General features: G+C 64.0%; 12 protein-coding genes, 1 tRNA gene and 1 pseudogene. 7 read left to right on the forward strand and 7 right to left on the reverse strand.

Annotated elements, in window-relative coordinates; genetic code table 11:
- Positions 1-2,442, reverse strand: a complete 2,442-nt coding sequence (locus tag FKM97_RS05930) for a GcvT family protein (protein ID WP_144291461.1) — start codon at positions 2,440-2,442, stop codon at positions 1-3.
- Positions 2,443-2,529: 87 nt separating this feature from the next.
- Between FKM97_RS05930 and FKM97_RS05935 the strand changes: the two genes are divergently transcribed.
- The 4 genes from FKM97_RS05935 to FKM97_RS05950 all read left to right on the forward strand — a co-directional run bounded on the left by FKM97_RS05935 (position 2,530) and on the right by FKM97_RS05950 (position 7,991).
- Positions 2,530-3,519 carry a LysR family transcriptional regulator gene (locus FKM97_RS05935; RefSeq protein ID WP_144291462.1) on the forward strand — a complete coding sequence of 330 codons (990 nt, stop codon included), beginning with the start codon at positions 2,530-2,532 and terminating at the stop codon, positions 3,517-3,519.
- A 139-nt stretch (positions 3,520-3,658) separates the two neighbouring features.
- A complete protein-coding gene (locus FKM97_RS05940; protein WP_144291463.1) occupies positions 3,659-4,972 on the forward strand; it encodes an aspartate aminotransferase family protein in 1,314 nt (437 codons plus the stop codon).
- Positions 4,973-5,109: 137 nt separating this feature from the next.
- Positions 5,110-5,841 carry a haloacid dehalogenase type II gene (locus tag FKM97_RS05945; protein WP_144291464.1) on the forward strand — a complete coding sequence of 244 codons (732 nt, stop codon included), beginning with the start codon at positions 5,110-5,112 and terminating at the stop codon, positions 5,839-5,841.
- A gap of 101 nt (positions 5,842-5,942) precedes the next feature.
- Positions 5,943-7,991, forward strand: a complete 2,049-nt coding sequence (locus FKM97_RS05950) for an oxidoreductase (protein ID WP_144291465.1) — start codon at positions 5,943-5,945, stop codon at positions 7,989-7,991.
- 27 nt (positions 7,992-8,018) lie between these two features.
- On the opposite strand, the gene FKM97_RS05955 is transcribed toward FKM97_RS05950, so the two are convergent.
- On the reverse strand, positions 8,019-8,855 hold the full coding sequence (locus FKM97_RS05955) for a GNAT family N-acetyltransferase (RefSeq protein ID WP_144291466.1): 837 nt from the start codon (positions 8,853-8,855) through the stop codon (positions 8,019-8,021).
- 204 nt (positions 8,856-9,059) lie between these two features.
- On the opposite strand from FKM97_RS05955, the gene FKM97_RS05960 reads away from it, so the two are divergent.
- Positions 9,060-9,419, forward strand: a complete 360-nt coding sequence (locus FKM97_RS05960) for a hypothetical protein (protein WP_144291467.1) — start codon at positions 9,060-9,062, stop codon at positions 9,417-9,419.
- Between the two features lie 124 nt (positions 9,420-9,543).
- Here the strand turns inward: FKM97_RS05960 and FKM97_RS05965 are convergent.
- Positions 9,544-9,619: transfer RNA gene (locus FKM97_RS05965), tRNA-Lys, on the reverse strand.
- Positions 9,620-9,751: 132 nt separating this feature from the next.
- Positions 9,752-10,585, reverse strand: a complete 834-nt coding sequence (locus tag FKM97_RS05970; protein ID WP_144291468.1) for an alpha/beta fold hydrolase — start codon at positions 10,583-10,585, stop codon at positions 9,752-9,754.
- A 229-nt stretch (positions 10,586-10,814) separates the two neighbouring features.
- Between FKM97_RS05970 and FKM97_RS05975 the strand changes: the two genes are divergently transcribed.
- Positions 10,815-11,492 carry a spermidine synthase gene (locus FKM97_RS05975; protein WP_144291469.1) on the forward strand — a complete coding sequence of 226 codons (678 nt, stop codon included), beginning with the start codon at positions 10,815-10,817 and terminating at the stop codon, positions 11,490-11,492.
- A 52-nt stretch (positions 11,493-11,544) separates the two neighbouring features.
- Here FKM97_RS05975 and FKM97_RS05980 read toward each other — a convergent pair.
- A pseudogene (locus tag FKM97_RS05980) lies at positions 11,545-11,789 on the reverse strand (alpha/beta fold hydrolase); the annotation flags it as partial.
- 130 nt (positions 11,790-11,919) lie between these two features.
- Here FKM97_RS05980 and FKM97_RS05985 point away from each other — a divergent pair.
- Positions 11,920-12,543, forward strand: coding sequence for a pyridoxamine 5'-phosphate oxidase family protein (locus tag FKM97_RS05985; RefSeq protein WP_144291470.1), 624 nt, complete (start codon positions 11,920-11,922; stop codon positions 12,541-12,543).
- Between the two features lie 43 nt (positions 12,544-12,586).
- On the opposite strand, the gene FKM97_RS05990 is transcribed toward FKM97_RS05985, so the two are convergent.
- Both FKM97_RS05990 and FKM97_RS05995 read right to left on the reverse strand, forming a co-directional pair.
- Positions 12,587-13,636, reverse strand: a complete 1,050-nt coding sequence (locus FKM97_RS05990) for a DUF2955 domain-containing protein (RefSeq protein ID WP_144291471.1) — start codon at positions 13,634-13,636, stop codon at positions 12,587-12,589.
- Entirely contained in the window at positions 13,626-14,732 is a 1,107-nt protein-coding gene (locus FKM97_RS05995) for an HlyD family secretion protein (RefSeq protein ID WP_428977894.1), read from the reverse strand. Before FKM97_RS05995 ends, FKM97_RS05990 begins: the two co-directional genes overlap by 11 nt.
- Positions 14,733-14,744: the final 12 nt, after the last annotated feature.

The raw sequence follows: 14,744 nt of genomic DNA on the forward strand, positions 1-14,744 counted from the left end.
TCAGCCGCGCAAGCGCTGGCCGCCTGGATCGTAGGGAGGCTGCCGCAAGGGGCGGAGCGGCAAGACCTCGCCGGCGACCTTGATTTGATAGGTGGCTTCGAACATCGTCTCGGACGCGGCTTCGGGAGGCACCGCCACATAGGCGAGGCACAGGCTGAGGCCGGTGCGGAACCCTTGGCCGCCGGATGTCGTGAGCCCGCAATAGACCCCCTCGCGATAGACCGGCTCATCATGCAGCAGGAGCGGCGTTGCTCCGTCCACGGCAAAGAGCATCAGCCGACGGGCAAGACCTTGCCGGCGCTGCGCCTCCAACGCCGGAAGACCCAGGAACCCGTCCGGCTTCGTCCAGGCGATGGCAAAGCTCAGTCCCGACTCGAGAGGGGTATCCAGAGGTCCGATGTCATGGCCCCAATGCCGATACCCCTTCTCCAGCCGACAGCCATCCAAGGCATAGTGGCCCGCAAGCCCGAGGTCGTAGGGCTTGCCGGCCTCGATGATCACCTGCAGCAGGCTCTCGGCAAATTCGGCGGGGACATACAGCTCCCAGCCGAGTTCGCCGACGAAGCTGACCCTGGTCGCCCGCAGGCTCGCATAGCCGATGTCGATCACTTGCGAGGTTCCGAATGGAAAGGCCGTGGCGGAGAGATCCGCATCCGTGAGGCTCTGGAGCAGGTCGCGGGACCGGGGTCCCATCACCCCAAGCACGGCTTCGGCCGAGGTCGCATCGAAGATCTGGACGCTGCGGCCCGCCGCATGGCGCTCCAGCCAGGCGAGGTCCTTCTGACGGGTCGCAGCCCCGCTGACGATGCGAAATGCGTCTTCACCGCAGCGGGTCACGGTGACGTCCGCCTCGATGCCGCCGGCATCGTTCAGCATCTGGGTGTAGAACGCGCGACCCACGTCGCGGGCCACGTCATTCGTGCAGAGATATTGCAGAAGCGCCGCGGCGTCCGGGCCTTTGACGTCGATCTTGGTGAAGGGCGAGAGTTCGAACAGCGCCACAGTCTCGGACATGTGCCTGGCTTCGCGTGCCGCCGCCGGCCACCACGTCTGGCTGCCAAAGCCGTAGTCGATGACCTCCTCACCAGGATGGCGGGCGTACCAGAGCGGCCGCTCCCAGCCGGTGGGCGCACCGAACACGGCGCCCGCCTCTGCGAATTGCCGGTGGAAGGGCGAGCGCCGGGCGTCGCGTCCGGCTTTCTGCTGCTTATAGGGCCAGTGCATCTCGAAGAGATCGGCGACGCTTTCCTCCATTCTCGCATGCAGGTAGGAGGGGGCTGCCGACGCCCTGTCGAAGCGTGCGATGTCGAGCGCCCAGAGATCAAGGGAGGGCCGACCGTCGACCAGCCATTCCGCCATCGCCCGGCCCACGCCGGCGGAGGACATCATGCCCGTGGAGTTGAAACCGGCCGCCACGAAAAATCCCTTCAGGAACGGCGATTCACCCATCAGCGGCCGGGTGTCCGGCGTGAAGCTCTCGGGGCCGTTCATGAAATGGCGAATCCCCACTTGGCCCAGCGCCGGGACGAGGGAGAGGCCGGCCTCCATGAATGGCGCGAACTGCTCCCAGTCCTCACCGAATTCCAGAAAGGGCCGGTCGCCATCGGGGCCGGTCGGGTCCCAGATCTTGGCATGGGGTTCGAAACCGCCGAGGACCAGCTTGCCCGAGTCCTCCTTCAAATAGATCCCGCGGTCGAGATCGCGCAGGATCGGGAACGGCTGAGGGAGGCCCGGAACCGGCTCCGTCACGACATACATGTGTTCGACGGGCTGGAGGGGGACGGGGACGCCTGCGAGGCGGCCCAAAGCGTGCGACCAGGCTCCGGCGCAGAGGACGATCTTCTCACAGGAGATCCGTCCTCCCGTGGCCAGTTCGATCCCCGTCACGGCGCCGTTGCGCCGCTGAAAGCCCGTGCAGGCGGTTCCCTCCAGGAGGCGGATGCCCGCGCCCCGCGCCCGCTTCGCATAGGCCATACAGATATCGATGGGATTGGCCTGGCCGTCGTCGGCGACCCAGAGGGCTCCCGCGAGACCCTCTTCCGACAGAAGTCCCGCCTTTTCACAGGCCTCTTCGGGTCCGATCATGCGCGCATCGAGGCCGCTGATCTCGCCGGTGGCGGCAATGCGGCGCAACTCGATCAGCCGCGCCTGCGTGCGGGCCAGCCACAGCCCACCCGTTCGGCGGTATCCGGAATCCTGGCCGGTCCGCGCCGCCAGCTCAGGGAAAAGTTCGGTCGCATAGCTCGCGAGCCTGGTCAGGTTCAAGCTCGACCGCAAAGGGCCGACAATTCCCGCGGCGTGCCAGGAGGTCCCGCTGGTGAGGGTGTTGCGCTCCACCAGAACCACATCGGTGACGCCCATCTCGGCGAGGTGAAAGGCAATGCCGAGGCCGATGACGCCACCGCCGATGATCACGATCTGGGCATGTTCGATGTCGGCCATAAGTCTGCTTCTAGTCTCCTGACGGCGGCCACAATCGGTTGAAATCCCGAGCCTCTCAAGACAAAGTGCGGGGCATTAGGAATTCTTATGAAAGGCCGATCGATGGCCAAGGGCACCAAGTTCGACTTCAACCTGTTCCGTTCGATCGAGGTGTTCGTCGCCGTCGTCGAGACCCGCCATGTCACGCAGGCCGCGGAGATGTTGGGCATGACGCAGTCGGCTGCGTCGCAGCATTTGAAGAACCTCGAAAGGGCTCTCGGCGTCGTGCTGATCGACCGCAACCTCCGGCCGATCGAGCTGACCAAGGCGGGTGTGGTGCTGCATCGGCGCGCGGTCACCATTCTCGGTGAGGTGGAGGGGCTGCTCACTGACGCGCGGCGAGAGAATTCAGCGCCCCTGCCGCTGTTGCGCATCGCGCTGCTGGCCTCGATCGCGACGACGCTGGCACCGGCGCTTTCGGTGCTGGCCCGCAACCGGTTCAAAGTGCCGGAACTCAGTCTGTTTGCCAGCCTTGCCCATGATCACGTGACCCTGCTCAGGAGCCGGCGCACCGACCTCGCCGTCACATCGGGGGATCTGTTCGAGATCGACGGATTGGTGCGCTATCCGGTGCTGAGCGAAAGATTTCTGCTGGTCACGCCAAAAGGGTTTCGCGGCCCCCTGGACGATCTGGCGGCCTTGGCGAAGCGGCTCCCGCTCGTTCGCTTCTCCCGTGAAACCCCGGTGGGCATGCGCACGGACCAGCATCTCTCCCGGGTGCGGGTCGAGCTGCCGCGGGTGATGGAAGGCGATCGCTCCAGTGTCGTCATGGCTCCGGTCGCTGCCGGGATGGGCTTTGCCATCATGTCGCCCAGCCTGCTCATCGATGGCGTGGCGGAGGGGATGCAGATCGACGTTCATCCTCTGCCCATCGCGAGCTTTTCGCGGGAGATCACGCTGGTGGCCCGCGAGCGGGAGTTCGGCGAGCTGCCGGAGGTCTTTGCACGCTGTTGCGCGGATACCTTGGTCGCCGCCATCCAGAGCCGGCTCCCGAGCCTTACGGCCGAGCATTACAACGTCACTCTGCCGCCCGCGTGAGGTATTGCGACCGAGCGGGGCCGAGAGGGCGAGACGGCAGGCCTAATCCTCAGCATCAGTTATTGCGATCGCCGCTGCTTTTCCTGCCCCTGGCGGGGCCTCCGTGCTGTTATTCGCCAGCCCTTCACGGAGTGACCGCATGCCTGTCTATCCCGACATCGAAACCGACTGGTCCACCGAGGCCATCGTCGAGCGGCGCGATCGCTATTACTCCGCCTCGCAGCGGAAGTTCGTGCCCTACAGCACGCCGCTGATCATCAAGCGCGGGGCGGGGCAATATGTCTGGGACGAGACGGATAAGAAATATACCGACCTCCTGGGCATGAATCTCTGCATCTCCGTGGGGCATGCGCATCCGGCGGTCGTGAAGGCAGCCTCCGAGCAGATCGCCCAGCTCACGCATTGCACGACGATGTTCTATCATCCGACGCCCGCCCATTACGCCGAAGAGCTGGCGGCGACGATGCCGAAATCCTTCGAGTGGGTGGTTCATTTCACGAACAGCGGCGCCGAGGCGATCGACCTCGCCCTGCTCATGGCGCGGTCCTTCACCGGCAATATCGACATGCTGGCGCTGCGCAGCAGCTATCACGGCGCCACCTTTGGTGCCCAGGCGCTCACCGGCATCGCGGGCTTCCGCCACAACGTGCCCCAGCTCGGTGGCGTCGCCTTCGTAGCGGAGCCGAACCAATATCGCGGCATCTATGGCGAGGGCGTGGCGCCCTATCTCGACGAGATCGACCGGACAATCGCATCCTCAACCAGCGGCGCGCTTGCCGGCATGATTATCGAGCCGGTGCAAGGTTATGGGGGAATCGTGCCGATGCCCGAGGGCTACATCGCCGGGGCGTTCGAGCGCGTGCGGGCCAAAGGCGGGCTTTGCATCGTCGACGAAGTCCAGGCCGGGGTCGGCCGCACGGGCGATCACTTCTGGTCCTTCGAGGGTCACGGCGTGATCCCCGACATCATGGTCGTGGCGAAGGGGATCGGCAACGGCATCCCCCTCGGCGCGGTCATCGCCAAGCGCGAGATCGGCGAGGCCATGGCCGACAAGTTCCTCTTCCACACCTATGGCGCCAACCCCGTCGCCTGTGCGGCGGGCCGGGCCGTGCTGCAAGTGATGCGGGAGGAGAAGCTCCAGGAGAATGCGCGCCAGGTCGGCGCCCTGCTGATCAGTCAGCTGAGAGAGCTGCAGAACAAATATCCGATCATCGGCGACGTGCGCGGAAAAGGCCTCATGCTGGCCATCGAGCTGGTCAAGGATCGGCGGAGCAAGGCGCCCGCCGCCGAGGAGGCCCTCAAGGTCTTCGAGGAAACGCGGCGCCAAGGTCTCGTCGCCAGCCGCTCGGGACCGTACCGGAACGTCATCAGGATGTGTCCCCCTCTATGTCTCGGCGCCGAAGATGTGGAGGACGTGGTGGACAAGTTTACACGCAGCTTCGACGTCCTCTGAGCCGCACTCCTCACGATCGGAGGTGACGGTCGCAAAGGTCGCAACCTCATGGTCGGTCGCCCTGGCGGTCTCCTATTGCCGCCGCACCAAGGTGCCTTAATATGCGCCCGACTCGGTCGATGCGGAGGACCCTCACAGTGCGCTTGTCGGAATTCAAGGCCCTTACCTTCGATTGCTACGGCACGCTCATCGACTGGGAAAGCGGCATCATGGAAGCCCTGACGCCCCTGACCCGCCAGGTCGGGAGGACGCTCACCCGCAACGAGATCCTGGAAGCGCATGCGCGCCAGGAATCGAAGCAGCAGCTGGTCACGCCGACCAAGAAATACAGCGAGCTTCTCGCCGTGGTCTACAAGCGGCTCGGCGAAGAGTGGGGGGTGCCGACGCGCTGGGACGAGTGCGAAGTCTATGGGCAGTCGATCCCGTCCTGGCCCGCCTTCCCGGATTCGGCCGAGGCCCTTCGCTATCTCAAGAGCCATTACAAGCTGGTCGTCCTGTCGAATGTCGACAATGCGTCCTTTGCCGCCAGCAATGAAAAGCTCGGCGTGGACTTCGACGCCGTCTATACGGCGGAGGATATCGGTTCCTACAAGCCGGCAGCGCGCAATTTCGATTATATGATCGACTATCTGCAGGCGGATCTGGGTGTGGAGCGGGCCGGCATCCTGCATACTGCCGAAAGCTTGTTTCACGACCATGTTCCCGCCACGGCACAAAGCCTGTCGACCTGCTGGATATACCGACGCCATGAGCAGGACGGGTTCGGCGCCACGATGAACCCGGGGACGATGCCGTCCACAAATTTTCGCTTCACGTCGATGGCAGCGCTGGCACGAGCGCATCAGGAGGAGGCCGGAGGAGATCATTAGGACGAAGCCCCGCATGGCCCCAATCGGGGGGCCAAGGTTCTCCCGGCGAATAACGTCGATTGCCACACTCCCCGCTTTGAAGATCACATCAGGACGCTGCCATGAGCCAGTATGATCCCCTGTTCGAGCCCTTGCAGCTCAAGGGGCTGACGATCCGCAACCGCTTCCTCTCGACCAGCCACTCGCCGGGTCTGGCGGTCGGAGGCGACATCACGGACCGGTATATCCGATATCAGGCCGAAAAAGCCAAAGGCGGGGTCGGGCTCACGCAATTCGGCGGGGCAACGGCGCCGTCGACGGAGAATTCCTTCCACTACGGGCAGATCAACGGCTCCGTCGATGCCGTCATTCCTCAATATCGGAGAATGGCCGCCGCCATCCACGAGCATGGCGCCCACTGCACGGTTCAGCTGACCCATGGAGGTCGACGGGAGCGGTGGGACGTGGCGAACTGGCTGCCGACCTTTTCCTCCTCGCCGCTGCGCGAGATCATCCATGGGTCGTTCCCCGTGATCATGGAAGATCACGACATTCGGCGCGTGGTCCGGGATTTCGCTTCGGCCGCCGTGCGGGCGCGCGAGGGTGATCTCGATGGGGTGGAGATCTCGTGCCAGAGCGCGACCTTGATCGAGCAATTCTGGTCGCCCGCCATGAACCAGCGCACGGATGGCTATGGCGGCTCGCTGGCCAACCGGATGCGTCTGGGGCTTGAGATTCTCAACGCCGTGCGGAGCGCCGTGGGAGATGATTATGTCGTCGGCATCCGCATGCCGGGCGATGAAATGCTCAAGGGTGGTCTGACGCAGGACGACTGTCTGGAGATCGCCAAGACCTATGCCGCCAGCGGCCTCATCGACTTCATCAGCGTGGTCGGCGCCCAAGGCGTCGACTATCAGTCGGAGGCGAGGATCTGGCCCACCATGTGGGTCCCATCGGCGGCGTATCTGCCGATCGCGAAAGTCATCCGCGACGAAGTCTCCAGCTATGTGAAGATCTTCCATGCGACCCGCATGACCGATGCGGCCACGGCGGCACATGCCTTGAAGGGCGGCTATGTGGACATGGTCGGAATGACGCGTGCGTTCCTGGCAGATCCGCACCACGTCAACAAGCTGAAGGCCGGAGACGAGGAGAGCATCCGCCCCTGCGTCGGGGCCGGATATTGCGTGGACCGGGTCATCACCGGTCATGACGCCGTCTGCGCGCATAATGTGGCGACCACGCGGGAGGCCACGATTCCGCAGGTGATCTCCAGGAGCCCGGGCCCCAAAAAGCGGGTGGTCGTCGTGGGAGGCGGGCCTGCGGGCATGGAGGCTGCGAGGATCGCCGCGCGCCGCGGTCATCACGTCATTCTCTTCGAGGCAGCCCCGGCCCTGGGCGGGCAGCTCCTTCTGGCGGCCAAGGCGACCTGGAAGCGCGACATGTCCGGCATTACCACGTGGCTCGCGCGACAGATGGAGGTGCTCGACGTCGATGTCCGCCTGAACGCGTATGCCAGCGAAGAGGACGTGCTGGCGGAAAACCCCGATGTGGTCATCGCCGCAACCGGCGGCGTGCCCCATGTCGGCTCCTTCGAGGGCGCGGAACTGGCGACTTCCAGCTGGGACATTCTCTCCGGACAAGCCTCCTGTGCAGCCGAAATCCTCCTGTTCGACGAGAGCGGCTCAGTCCCCGGATTGTCCTGTGCCGAGTTTGCAGCCGCGCAGGGCTCGAAGGTCCATCTGGCCACTCCGGACCGGGAGGTCGGCCGTGAACTCGGAGGCACCAATCTCGGCGCCCATTTGACGGAACTCTACAAGAAGAACGTTCACATCATCACCGATACGCGGCTCACGAGGATTTCCCGGTCGGGGAACCGTTTGCTCGCGGTGCTCACCAACACCTATAGCGGTCACGAGACCCCGCTTATGGTCGATCAGGTGATCGGCGAGAATGGCACTCTTCCCAATGACGAGCTGTATTTCACGCTGAAACCGCTGTCGGGCAATCTGGGAGAGGTGGATTTGGGCGCGCTGGCGGCCGCACGTCCCCAAGACATCAGAAACAACGAGGCCGGGCGCTTCAGTCTGTTCAGAGTGGGGGATGCCTGGGCGTCGCGGAACCTGCATGCCTCCATGCTCGATGCCGCGCGCATCGCGCATCCTCTGTAAAGGCTCAGTCCCGGTTCCGTGCGCCGGTCACCCCAGCTCGAGGGTGGTGATGGCAAACAGGTGATCCGGGTTTCGGAGACCGGGCGGGGTGCCATGATACATCCGCGTGGTCTGGAAGCCCGTGGTGAAGCCCATCGCCAAGAGTTGATCGCGCAGGGCCCGGGCAGAGTCCGGAATGTCCAGATGGAGTTGGGGATCGCCGGCCGCGCGCGACAGGGCGGACAGAAGCAGGAAGGCCTTTTCCGGCGTCGGTGCACAAAGGGGACCCAGCTTCCAGCCCTCTCGGCACTGCCTGGCAACGCCATAGCCGGTCACCCGCTCCCGATCGGTCACGGCCAAAGCGAGATGCGAGGGGCTGAGCCAATGCTCGAGGAATTCGCGCCTCTCCGCCGGAAAGATGCTGCGATCGAGGCGGATCAAGTCCTCGATCATGGCGGGGGTCACGGGCCGCACCGCCTCTGTCGGCTCTGTGCCCTGGAGATGACCGCTCAGGCGCTCCGTGCCGTAGGCTGCCTCGAAGCCGAGTGCTGCATAATCCGACAGCCTGGCCGGGACGGCATCCAGGCCGATCGTGCGCCCTTTGAGCCTGTTCATGGCCGCTTCCCAGACGGACTTGCCATGGCCTTCACCCCGCCGATCCGGGCGCGTGATGAACAGCCCCAGGAACCCGTAGTGGCCGCCATAGGCCACGGCAGACACGCCGGAGACCATCTCGCCTCCGACGAAGGCGCCGATAAATCCTTCAGGACCAGTCACGTAGAATTTGGCGGGGTCTTGAAGCCCCGGGTTCCAACCTTCCGCCGCGGCCCAGCTGATCAGCAGTTCGACCTCAGGCAGGCTCAGGGCTCGAACAACACGTTGCACGCTTGTCCTCGGGTGGCGTTCCGCGGGATCTGAACCTAAATCCAAACACTGCGACTGACCAGCTTTCGTCTGTATCCCTCGAGTCGACGTCTCCGCGCGGCTGTCGCCTTAGGATCGATGCAGCCAAACCGGGGGGGATCGTGTTAGGCTCTCATGAGCATTTTCGCATCTGACGCCAGCGCAGGCCAGGGCCTCCGGAGACGCATGAAACTGACCGCCGGACTCCTTGTTTTCTCCGCTCTCGCCATCTCACCGGCCCGCGCCGACATCGCCGGCGACATCGCCGAGGCTGCAAAGAAGTGCTGGGTGCCGCCTGCCGGAGCCGCGGAAAGGCAAATCGAGGTGGCGTTCGACATCAGCCTCGACGAGGCGGGCGCCATAACCGGGCTGACCCTGGTGACGTTCAGACCTGGTGGAGAGATCGGCCGATCCACAGCTCGGACGGCCGCCGAAGCGTTGCAGGACTGCGCGCCCTATGCGGTCGGCCGGGACAGGACCGTCCGCATCTGGATGCGGACCGAGCCTTCGAGAATCCTCAATCGGATCGGGGGCGGGGATTCCTGACACCACGGCGCCGCTGGTTCACGCCGACCGTGGCAGCCGGATCCGATCCGCGACGGCCCGAGATCGATGTGATGGACGACGATTCCTCTCCGGGGGAAGACCAAACGAACCCAGCGGGTAAGAATGGTGGGCGCACATGGACTCGAACCATGGACCCGCTGATTAAGAGTCAGCTGCTCTACCAACTGAGCTATGCGCCCTCAGGAAGGGCCTGCTGTCTAGCAAAGGTATCCAGATCTGTCCAGAGCGTTACGCGGGGTCGAGGGTCGGCCCCGAAGTGGACACCAAAGAGAGCGAGGGAAATGGGTCCGTCTTCCCAGGCGTCGATCCCGTCATCCGTCGTCGTCCTCGCGCGATAGAAATGCGTTCAGTCGTTCGAGCAGGCGTTGCGGGGCTTCGAGCTGAGGCAAGTGCCCGACACCGGGCAGCGTTTCGAAGGAGGATCGAGGGATCAGTCCATGAAGCGCTCTGCCGCGTTCCAGCGGGATCCACGGATCGTCTTCCCCCCAGAGTATCCGCACCGGGCAGCGAATAGTCCCGAACAGCGGCTCGATCTCGGCGGTATAATTTTCATCGGCTTGCTCGAATTGCCGATAGAAGCTGCCCCGTCCCGCATCGGAAAGCCATGGCTCGACCAGCGTCGCAAGATCACAGGGATCGATGTTGTTGACGATCGCCCCCTTCATGTAAGCCTCCACGACCGCCCTGTGGATGTGCGTCGGCAGGCCCTGAAAGGCATCAACATGGCGGCCGACATGATCGAAGAACTCCGATCCCCAAGGGCGCAAGGCGACAACATTCATGAGAACATATCGCTTGAACTCGCAGCCATGCAGCACATGCGCTCGTAGCGTCATCGCGCCCCCAAAGTCATGGGCCAAGACCCTTGGCTGCTGCAGTTTCCAATAGACAAGCATCTCGGCGAATACCCGACCCTGCACGTCGAGCGACGTTCGCTGTGCGGCGGATTTCTCGGAGCGCCCGTATCCCGGCATGTCGTACCAATGCACATGATAATGCCGTGCAAGCTCCGGAATGATCCGATGCCATGAGAATGAAAACCATGGCCATCCATGGGCGAGCACGAGGGCAGGCCCGCTGCCCCGTCGACCCGCGGCAACTGCGCCTGCAGATGTTGCCACGGTCTCGTCGAGTGTCCACGACATCACATCATTCTCCTTCGCGTGCGAGCCCTTCACTCAAAGCCAGAAGACGAAATGAGTTCAGTCTATCGGCGTCGAACAGCTTGGGCATCCCGTTTAGGTGATGAGTTCCGGGTCCCCATGTTCCGATGCTCTGGAACAGCCGAGCAGTCTCCCATGTTGCCGGTCTCGCGCGGCTTGCTATAAAGCGCGCAGTGTATCGCTGCTCGCAACGGATCGTGCCGAGTTCCTCATGAAGCCTTGGGTTCAACTGGACGCCGCGACTGTCCCAGGCGGAGCAACGCGGTTGCGCCTCATGCAGAGAGGCGACGAGTTCTCGATCATGCTGGGCTCGAACGAGCTCATGAACAGCCGCCTCAGCGGCTCCGAACAAGCCCTGGCCGATCTTGCCTCCCAGCGGATGGCGGCGAAAGCTCGTCCAACGGTGCTCATCGGCGGGCTCGGAATGGGCTTTACGCTTCGCGCGGGCCTAAGGTGCTTCGGTCCAGAGGCCGAGATCATCGTGGCGGAGATCGTGCCCGAGGTCATCGCCTGGGCACATGGACCGCTCGCTCCCATGTTCGAGGGCTGCCTCGACGACCCCAGGGTCCGTATCGTCACTGGCGATGTCGGACACCTCATCTCCGCCAACAGGCTCGCCTATGACGCGATCCTGCTGGACGTGGACAATGGCCCGGAAGGGATCAGTCGAGAGCAGAACAGCGGGCTTTATGACATATCCGGGCTGAAGCGGGCCTGGTCGGCGTTGCGACCCGCGGGCGTCCTGACCGTGTGGTCCTCAGGTCCCAGCCCCGATTTCACGCGCCGCCTCAGAAGGGGCGGGTTCTCGGTCGAGGAGGTCAAAGTCAGAGCCAGGGCGAATGGCCGGGGCGCCCGCCATGTCATCTGGGTCGCGACCAAGGCTGGGTGACCGGCCCCGCCGGATGACCGGCGGATTGCATCGGGCTGGGGTCGCTTCCCGATCAGCGGTCGGTCAGGTTTCGATCCAGGAACGACCGGATGAGCGGAGCCATCTCGTCGAGCTTGTCCTCCAGCGCAAAATGCCGGTATCGAGCAGCGTCAGCTCGGCATCAGGAAGATCGCGCAAATAGGGGTGTGCCCCTTCCTCGGGGAAGATCGTGTCGTTCTTTCCCCCGCACACAATCAGCGTTGGCGGCTTGCGATCGCGGAAATATGCTTGGAATTGCGGATAGAGCGGCACATTGGTGGGCACTCGTAAAAGAGATCGAGTCCTGAGGTGAGCGTCGCTGGCGCTGGGCCGCGTCGCCGCAGTTCCCGCCACACGGGACGTCGTTTTGGCCTGACTGGGATGGATCCGCTTACCCCTGGGAGTTCCCATGCCGCACAGCTTTCTCGATATTGCCGTCACACCGAGCGTCCGCGCCGCTCAGGCCGAGATGGGCGTGGACCATCTTTGGGCAGAGTTCAAAGGCAAGGCAAGTTTCGACCGCTTCAGGGAGAGGGAGGAGGCCTTCATCTCGACCCGCGACAGCTTCTACATGGCGTCCGTCTCCGAAACGGGCTGGCCTTATGTTCAACATCGCGGGGGTCCGCTGGGGTTCTTGAAAGTGATCGATGATCGCACGCTGGCCTTCGCCGATTATCGCGGCAATCTCCAATATATCAGCACCGGCAACCTTGCTGCCGACGGCCGAGTCTGCCTGTTCCTCATGGACTACCCACGCCGCGCGCGGCTCAAGATCTATGCCCATGCGGAAATCCTGGCCCTCGACGCCGATGCGGCTTTGACCGAAAGCGTCACCATGCCGGGCTATGGCGCGAAGATGGAGCGCATCTTTCGGCTGTCTCTGGATGCCTTCGACTGGAATTGCCCGCAGCACATCACGCCGCGCTTCACCGAGCAGGAGGTCTCCAATGCTGTGCAGCCGCTGCGCGACCGGCTGGCGCAACTCGAAGCGGAGAATGCCGACCTCCGCGCGCTTGTCGAACGTCTTAAGTGACTGACGTCTTCAGTCGCGGCATTGCCGTCGAACGCCAGAATGTTCATCGGGGGTTGGCGCTGGGAACGGGATGGCGCCGCGGCCAAAACAGGGCGGCGGCGCACAAGGCATAGGTGATCGCGAAGAGAACGTAGGCGATGCGGGTGGAGAAGGATTCCGCCGCAGTGCCGGGCAGGGGCGAAACGCCGAGTCCGAAGAGGATCAGGAAGATCGTGAGCGCGCCGGCATAGACCTTGCCCGTTTTCTCATGAGCCGCAGCACTCCCCCCGAAGAGGAGCCCGACCACCAGAACGATCAGGAACAACCACCAGAGCGTCGGGTCCAGGGAAAGCACGACATAAGCGAAAGAGGCGACGATGCCGCCGAACAGATTGACGATGACTAGGCCCAGGGCCGTCCGCCCGCTGGTCGCCAGATCGAGTTGCCCCAAGAGCGAGGCGACGGTGATCGGGATGACGATAGCCGTCGACAGCCTGCTGTCGACGAGGCACAGGACCAGGGCGCCGAGCAGGATGAAGGCGCTGGCGACCGCGCGCCATGGTGTCGCCAGCGCGACCGGCGCAGCGGTCGTGGGCGCGGACGATCCTGCAGGATCGGGGAAGGCGGCATGGGCGAGCCAGGACAGAATGGCGCCTGTGATCACGGCCTTCACGAGAATGAGGATGATGGATCCCCCCAGGTCGCGCTGAAGGATGCCGAGCAGAGGAACGATGATCGCCATGACGAGCACGAGAAATACGGCCGCGCCACCGCGGTTGGCTCCCTGCATGAGGAAGCACGTAAAGAAGAGGAGCCACAGCAGCGGGAGGAGCGCCAGCGGGCGGTCGCCCAACAGGCCTGTCGCCACCGCCAATGCCTGGCCCACCACCATGATCAGGACGACCATGCCCAGTGCCTGGGAGAGAGCCAATGGTCGCCGATCCGCGGTCAGAAACTGGGCGGCGAACAGGGGCGCGAGGAACGGCATCACCTCTCCCGATGCCAGCGACCAGGCAAAGCCGACCGACACGGCCAGAGCGATGCGCAGGCCCTGGCGTCTGGCGCTTGTGAGGTCTATGGCCGCTGATGGTGCAAAGATGCGTTCAGCTGACATAGGTCAGTAGGGCGATCAGCCGCTCCCAAAAGGCACCGAGCGCGTTCATCACCGGATTGTCTCCGGTATAGATGACGACATTGGCCTGAGAGCCGTAGCGAAGACCCGGGGGGCGCGCATCCTCGAAGGTCAGCCGCACCGGGAAACGCTGCGGCTCCCGGACCCAGCCGCTCTGATTGCGGATTGTCGGCAGCGCGGAGTTCGTGTCGGTGCTCTGAGCGACACCCCAACCGACACTCTCGACGCGTGCCGGGAACACCCTGCCGGGCAATGTGTCGAAGACAACCTCCGCCGGATTGCCCGGCTTGACGTATTCGAGACTGTTTTCCTTGAACGCGGCCGCGATCCAGATCGTCCCGGCATCAATGAAGGTCAAAGCCGGCTGGCCGGCGCTGACGACCTGCCCAATCGCCAGCTGCAGATTGGTCACCACCCCATCCGAGGGCGCAATCACGGTGGTCCGCAGCAGATTGAGCCGAGCCTGCTCCAGCGCAGCAAGGGCCTGCTTGAGCTGGGGATTGTCCTGCCCTGCCGGGCCGAGTTCCTGGCGCGCACGCTCGAGATCCGCTTCAGCGCGCGTGACCGTCGCCTCGGAAGACTGCAGGGCTGCCGTGGCCTGATCATACCGGGCGCGCGCGTAGATGCCTTTGTCGACGAGTTGAAGGACGCGCTGAGCCTGTTCGCGGACGTTGTCCCGGTTGGCGCGAGCTTCAACGAGCTTTGCCTGGGCTGCGTCAACTGCGGCGGTGTTCGCGCCGATCCCCTGGCCGCTTTGCTCCAGCTTCGCCTCGGCGTCGGCGACTGCGATCTGGTAGGGCTGGGGGTCGATGCGGAACAGCATTTGACCCATCGGTGCGCGCGCATTGTCGGCAACACCGATCTCGATCACCCGACCGCTGACCTCCGAGGCCATGGGCACGATGTAAGCCTGCACGACGGCCTGGGAGGACGACGGCGTGATGCGCTCCATGGCGACGGATATCGCAAACAAGACAATCGACAGCAAAACCACGATCAGGGCGATGCGGCGCAGCGGGTTCGATGGGGCGGGATCGGTGCGCTCCGTCACGGGTCGTGGAGCGGGTTCCGAATCCAGAGCCGATGCTTC

The sequence above is a fragment of the Rhodoligotrophos appendicifer genome, from assembly GCF_007474605.1.
GTDB classification, from domain to species: Bacteria; Pseudomonadota; Alphaproteobacteria; order Rhizobiales; family Im1; genus Rhodoligotrophos; species Rhodoligotrophos appendicifer.

Excerpts from the sequence above, each read along its gene's own strand:
- FKM97_RS05985 (WP_144291470.1), top strand. The coding sequence starts at position 11,920 with ATGCCGCACAGCTTTCTCGATATTGCCGTCACACCGAGCGTCCGCGCC.
- FKM97_RS05950 (WP_144291465.1), top strand. The coding sequence starts at position 5,943 with ATGAGCCAGTATGATCCCCTGTTCGAGCCCTTGCAGCTCAAGGGGCTG.
- FKM97_RS05960 (WP_144291467.1), top strand. The coding sequence starts at position 9,060 with ATGAAACTGACCGCCGGACTCCTTGTTTTCTCCGCTCTCGCCATCTCA.
- FKM97_RS05970 (WP_144291468.1), bottom strand. The coding sequence starts at position 10,585 with ATGTCGTGGACACTCGACGAGACCGTGGCAACATCTGCAGGCGCAGTT.
- FKM97_RS05930 (WP_144291461.1), bottom strand. The coding sequence starts at position 2,442 with ATGGCCGACATCGAACATGCCCAGATCGTGATCATCGGCGGTGGCGTC.
- FKM97_RS05990 (WP_144291471.1), bottom strand. The coding sequence starts at position 13,636 with ATGTCAGCTGAACGCATCTTTGCACCATCAGCGGCCATAGACCTCACA.
- FKM97_RS05940 (WP_144291463.1), top strand. The coding sequence starts at position 3,659 with ATGCCTGTCTATCCCGACATCGAAACCGACTGGTCCACCGAGGCCATC.
- FKM97_RS05975 (WP_144291469.1), top strand. The coding sequence starts at position 10,815 with ATGAAGCCTTGGGTTCAACTGGACGCCGCGACTGTCCCAGGCGGAGCA.
- FKM97_RS05935 (WP_144291462.1), top strand. The coding sequence starts at position 2,530 with ATGAAAGGCCGATCGATGGCCAAGGGCACCAAGTTCGACTTCAACCTG.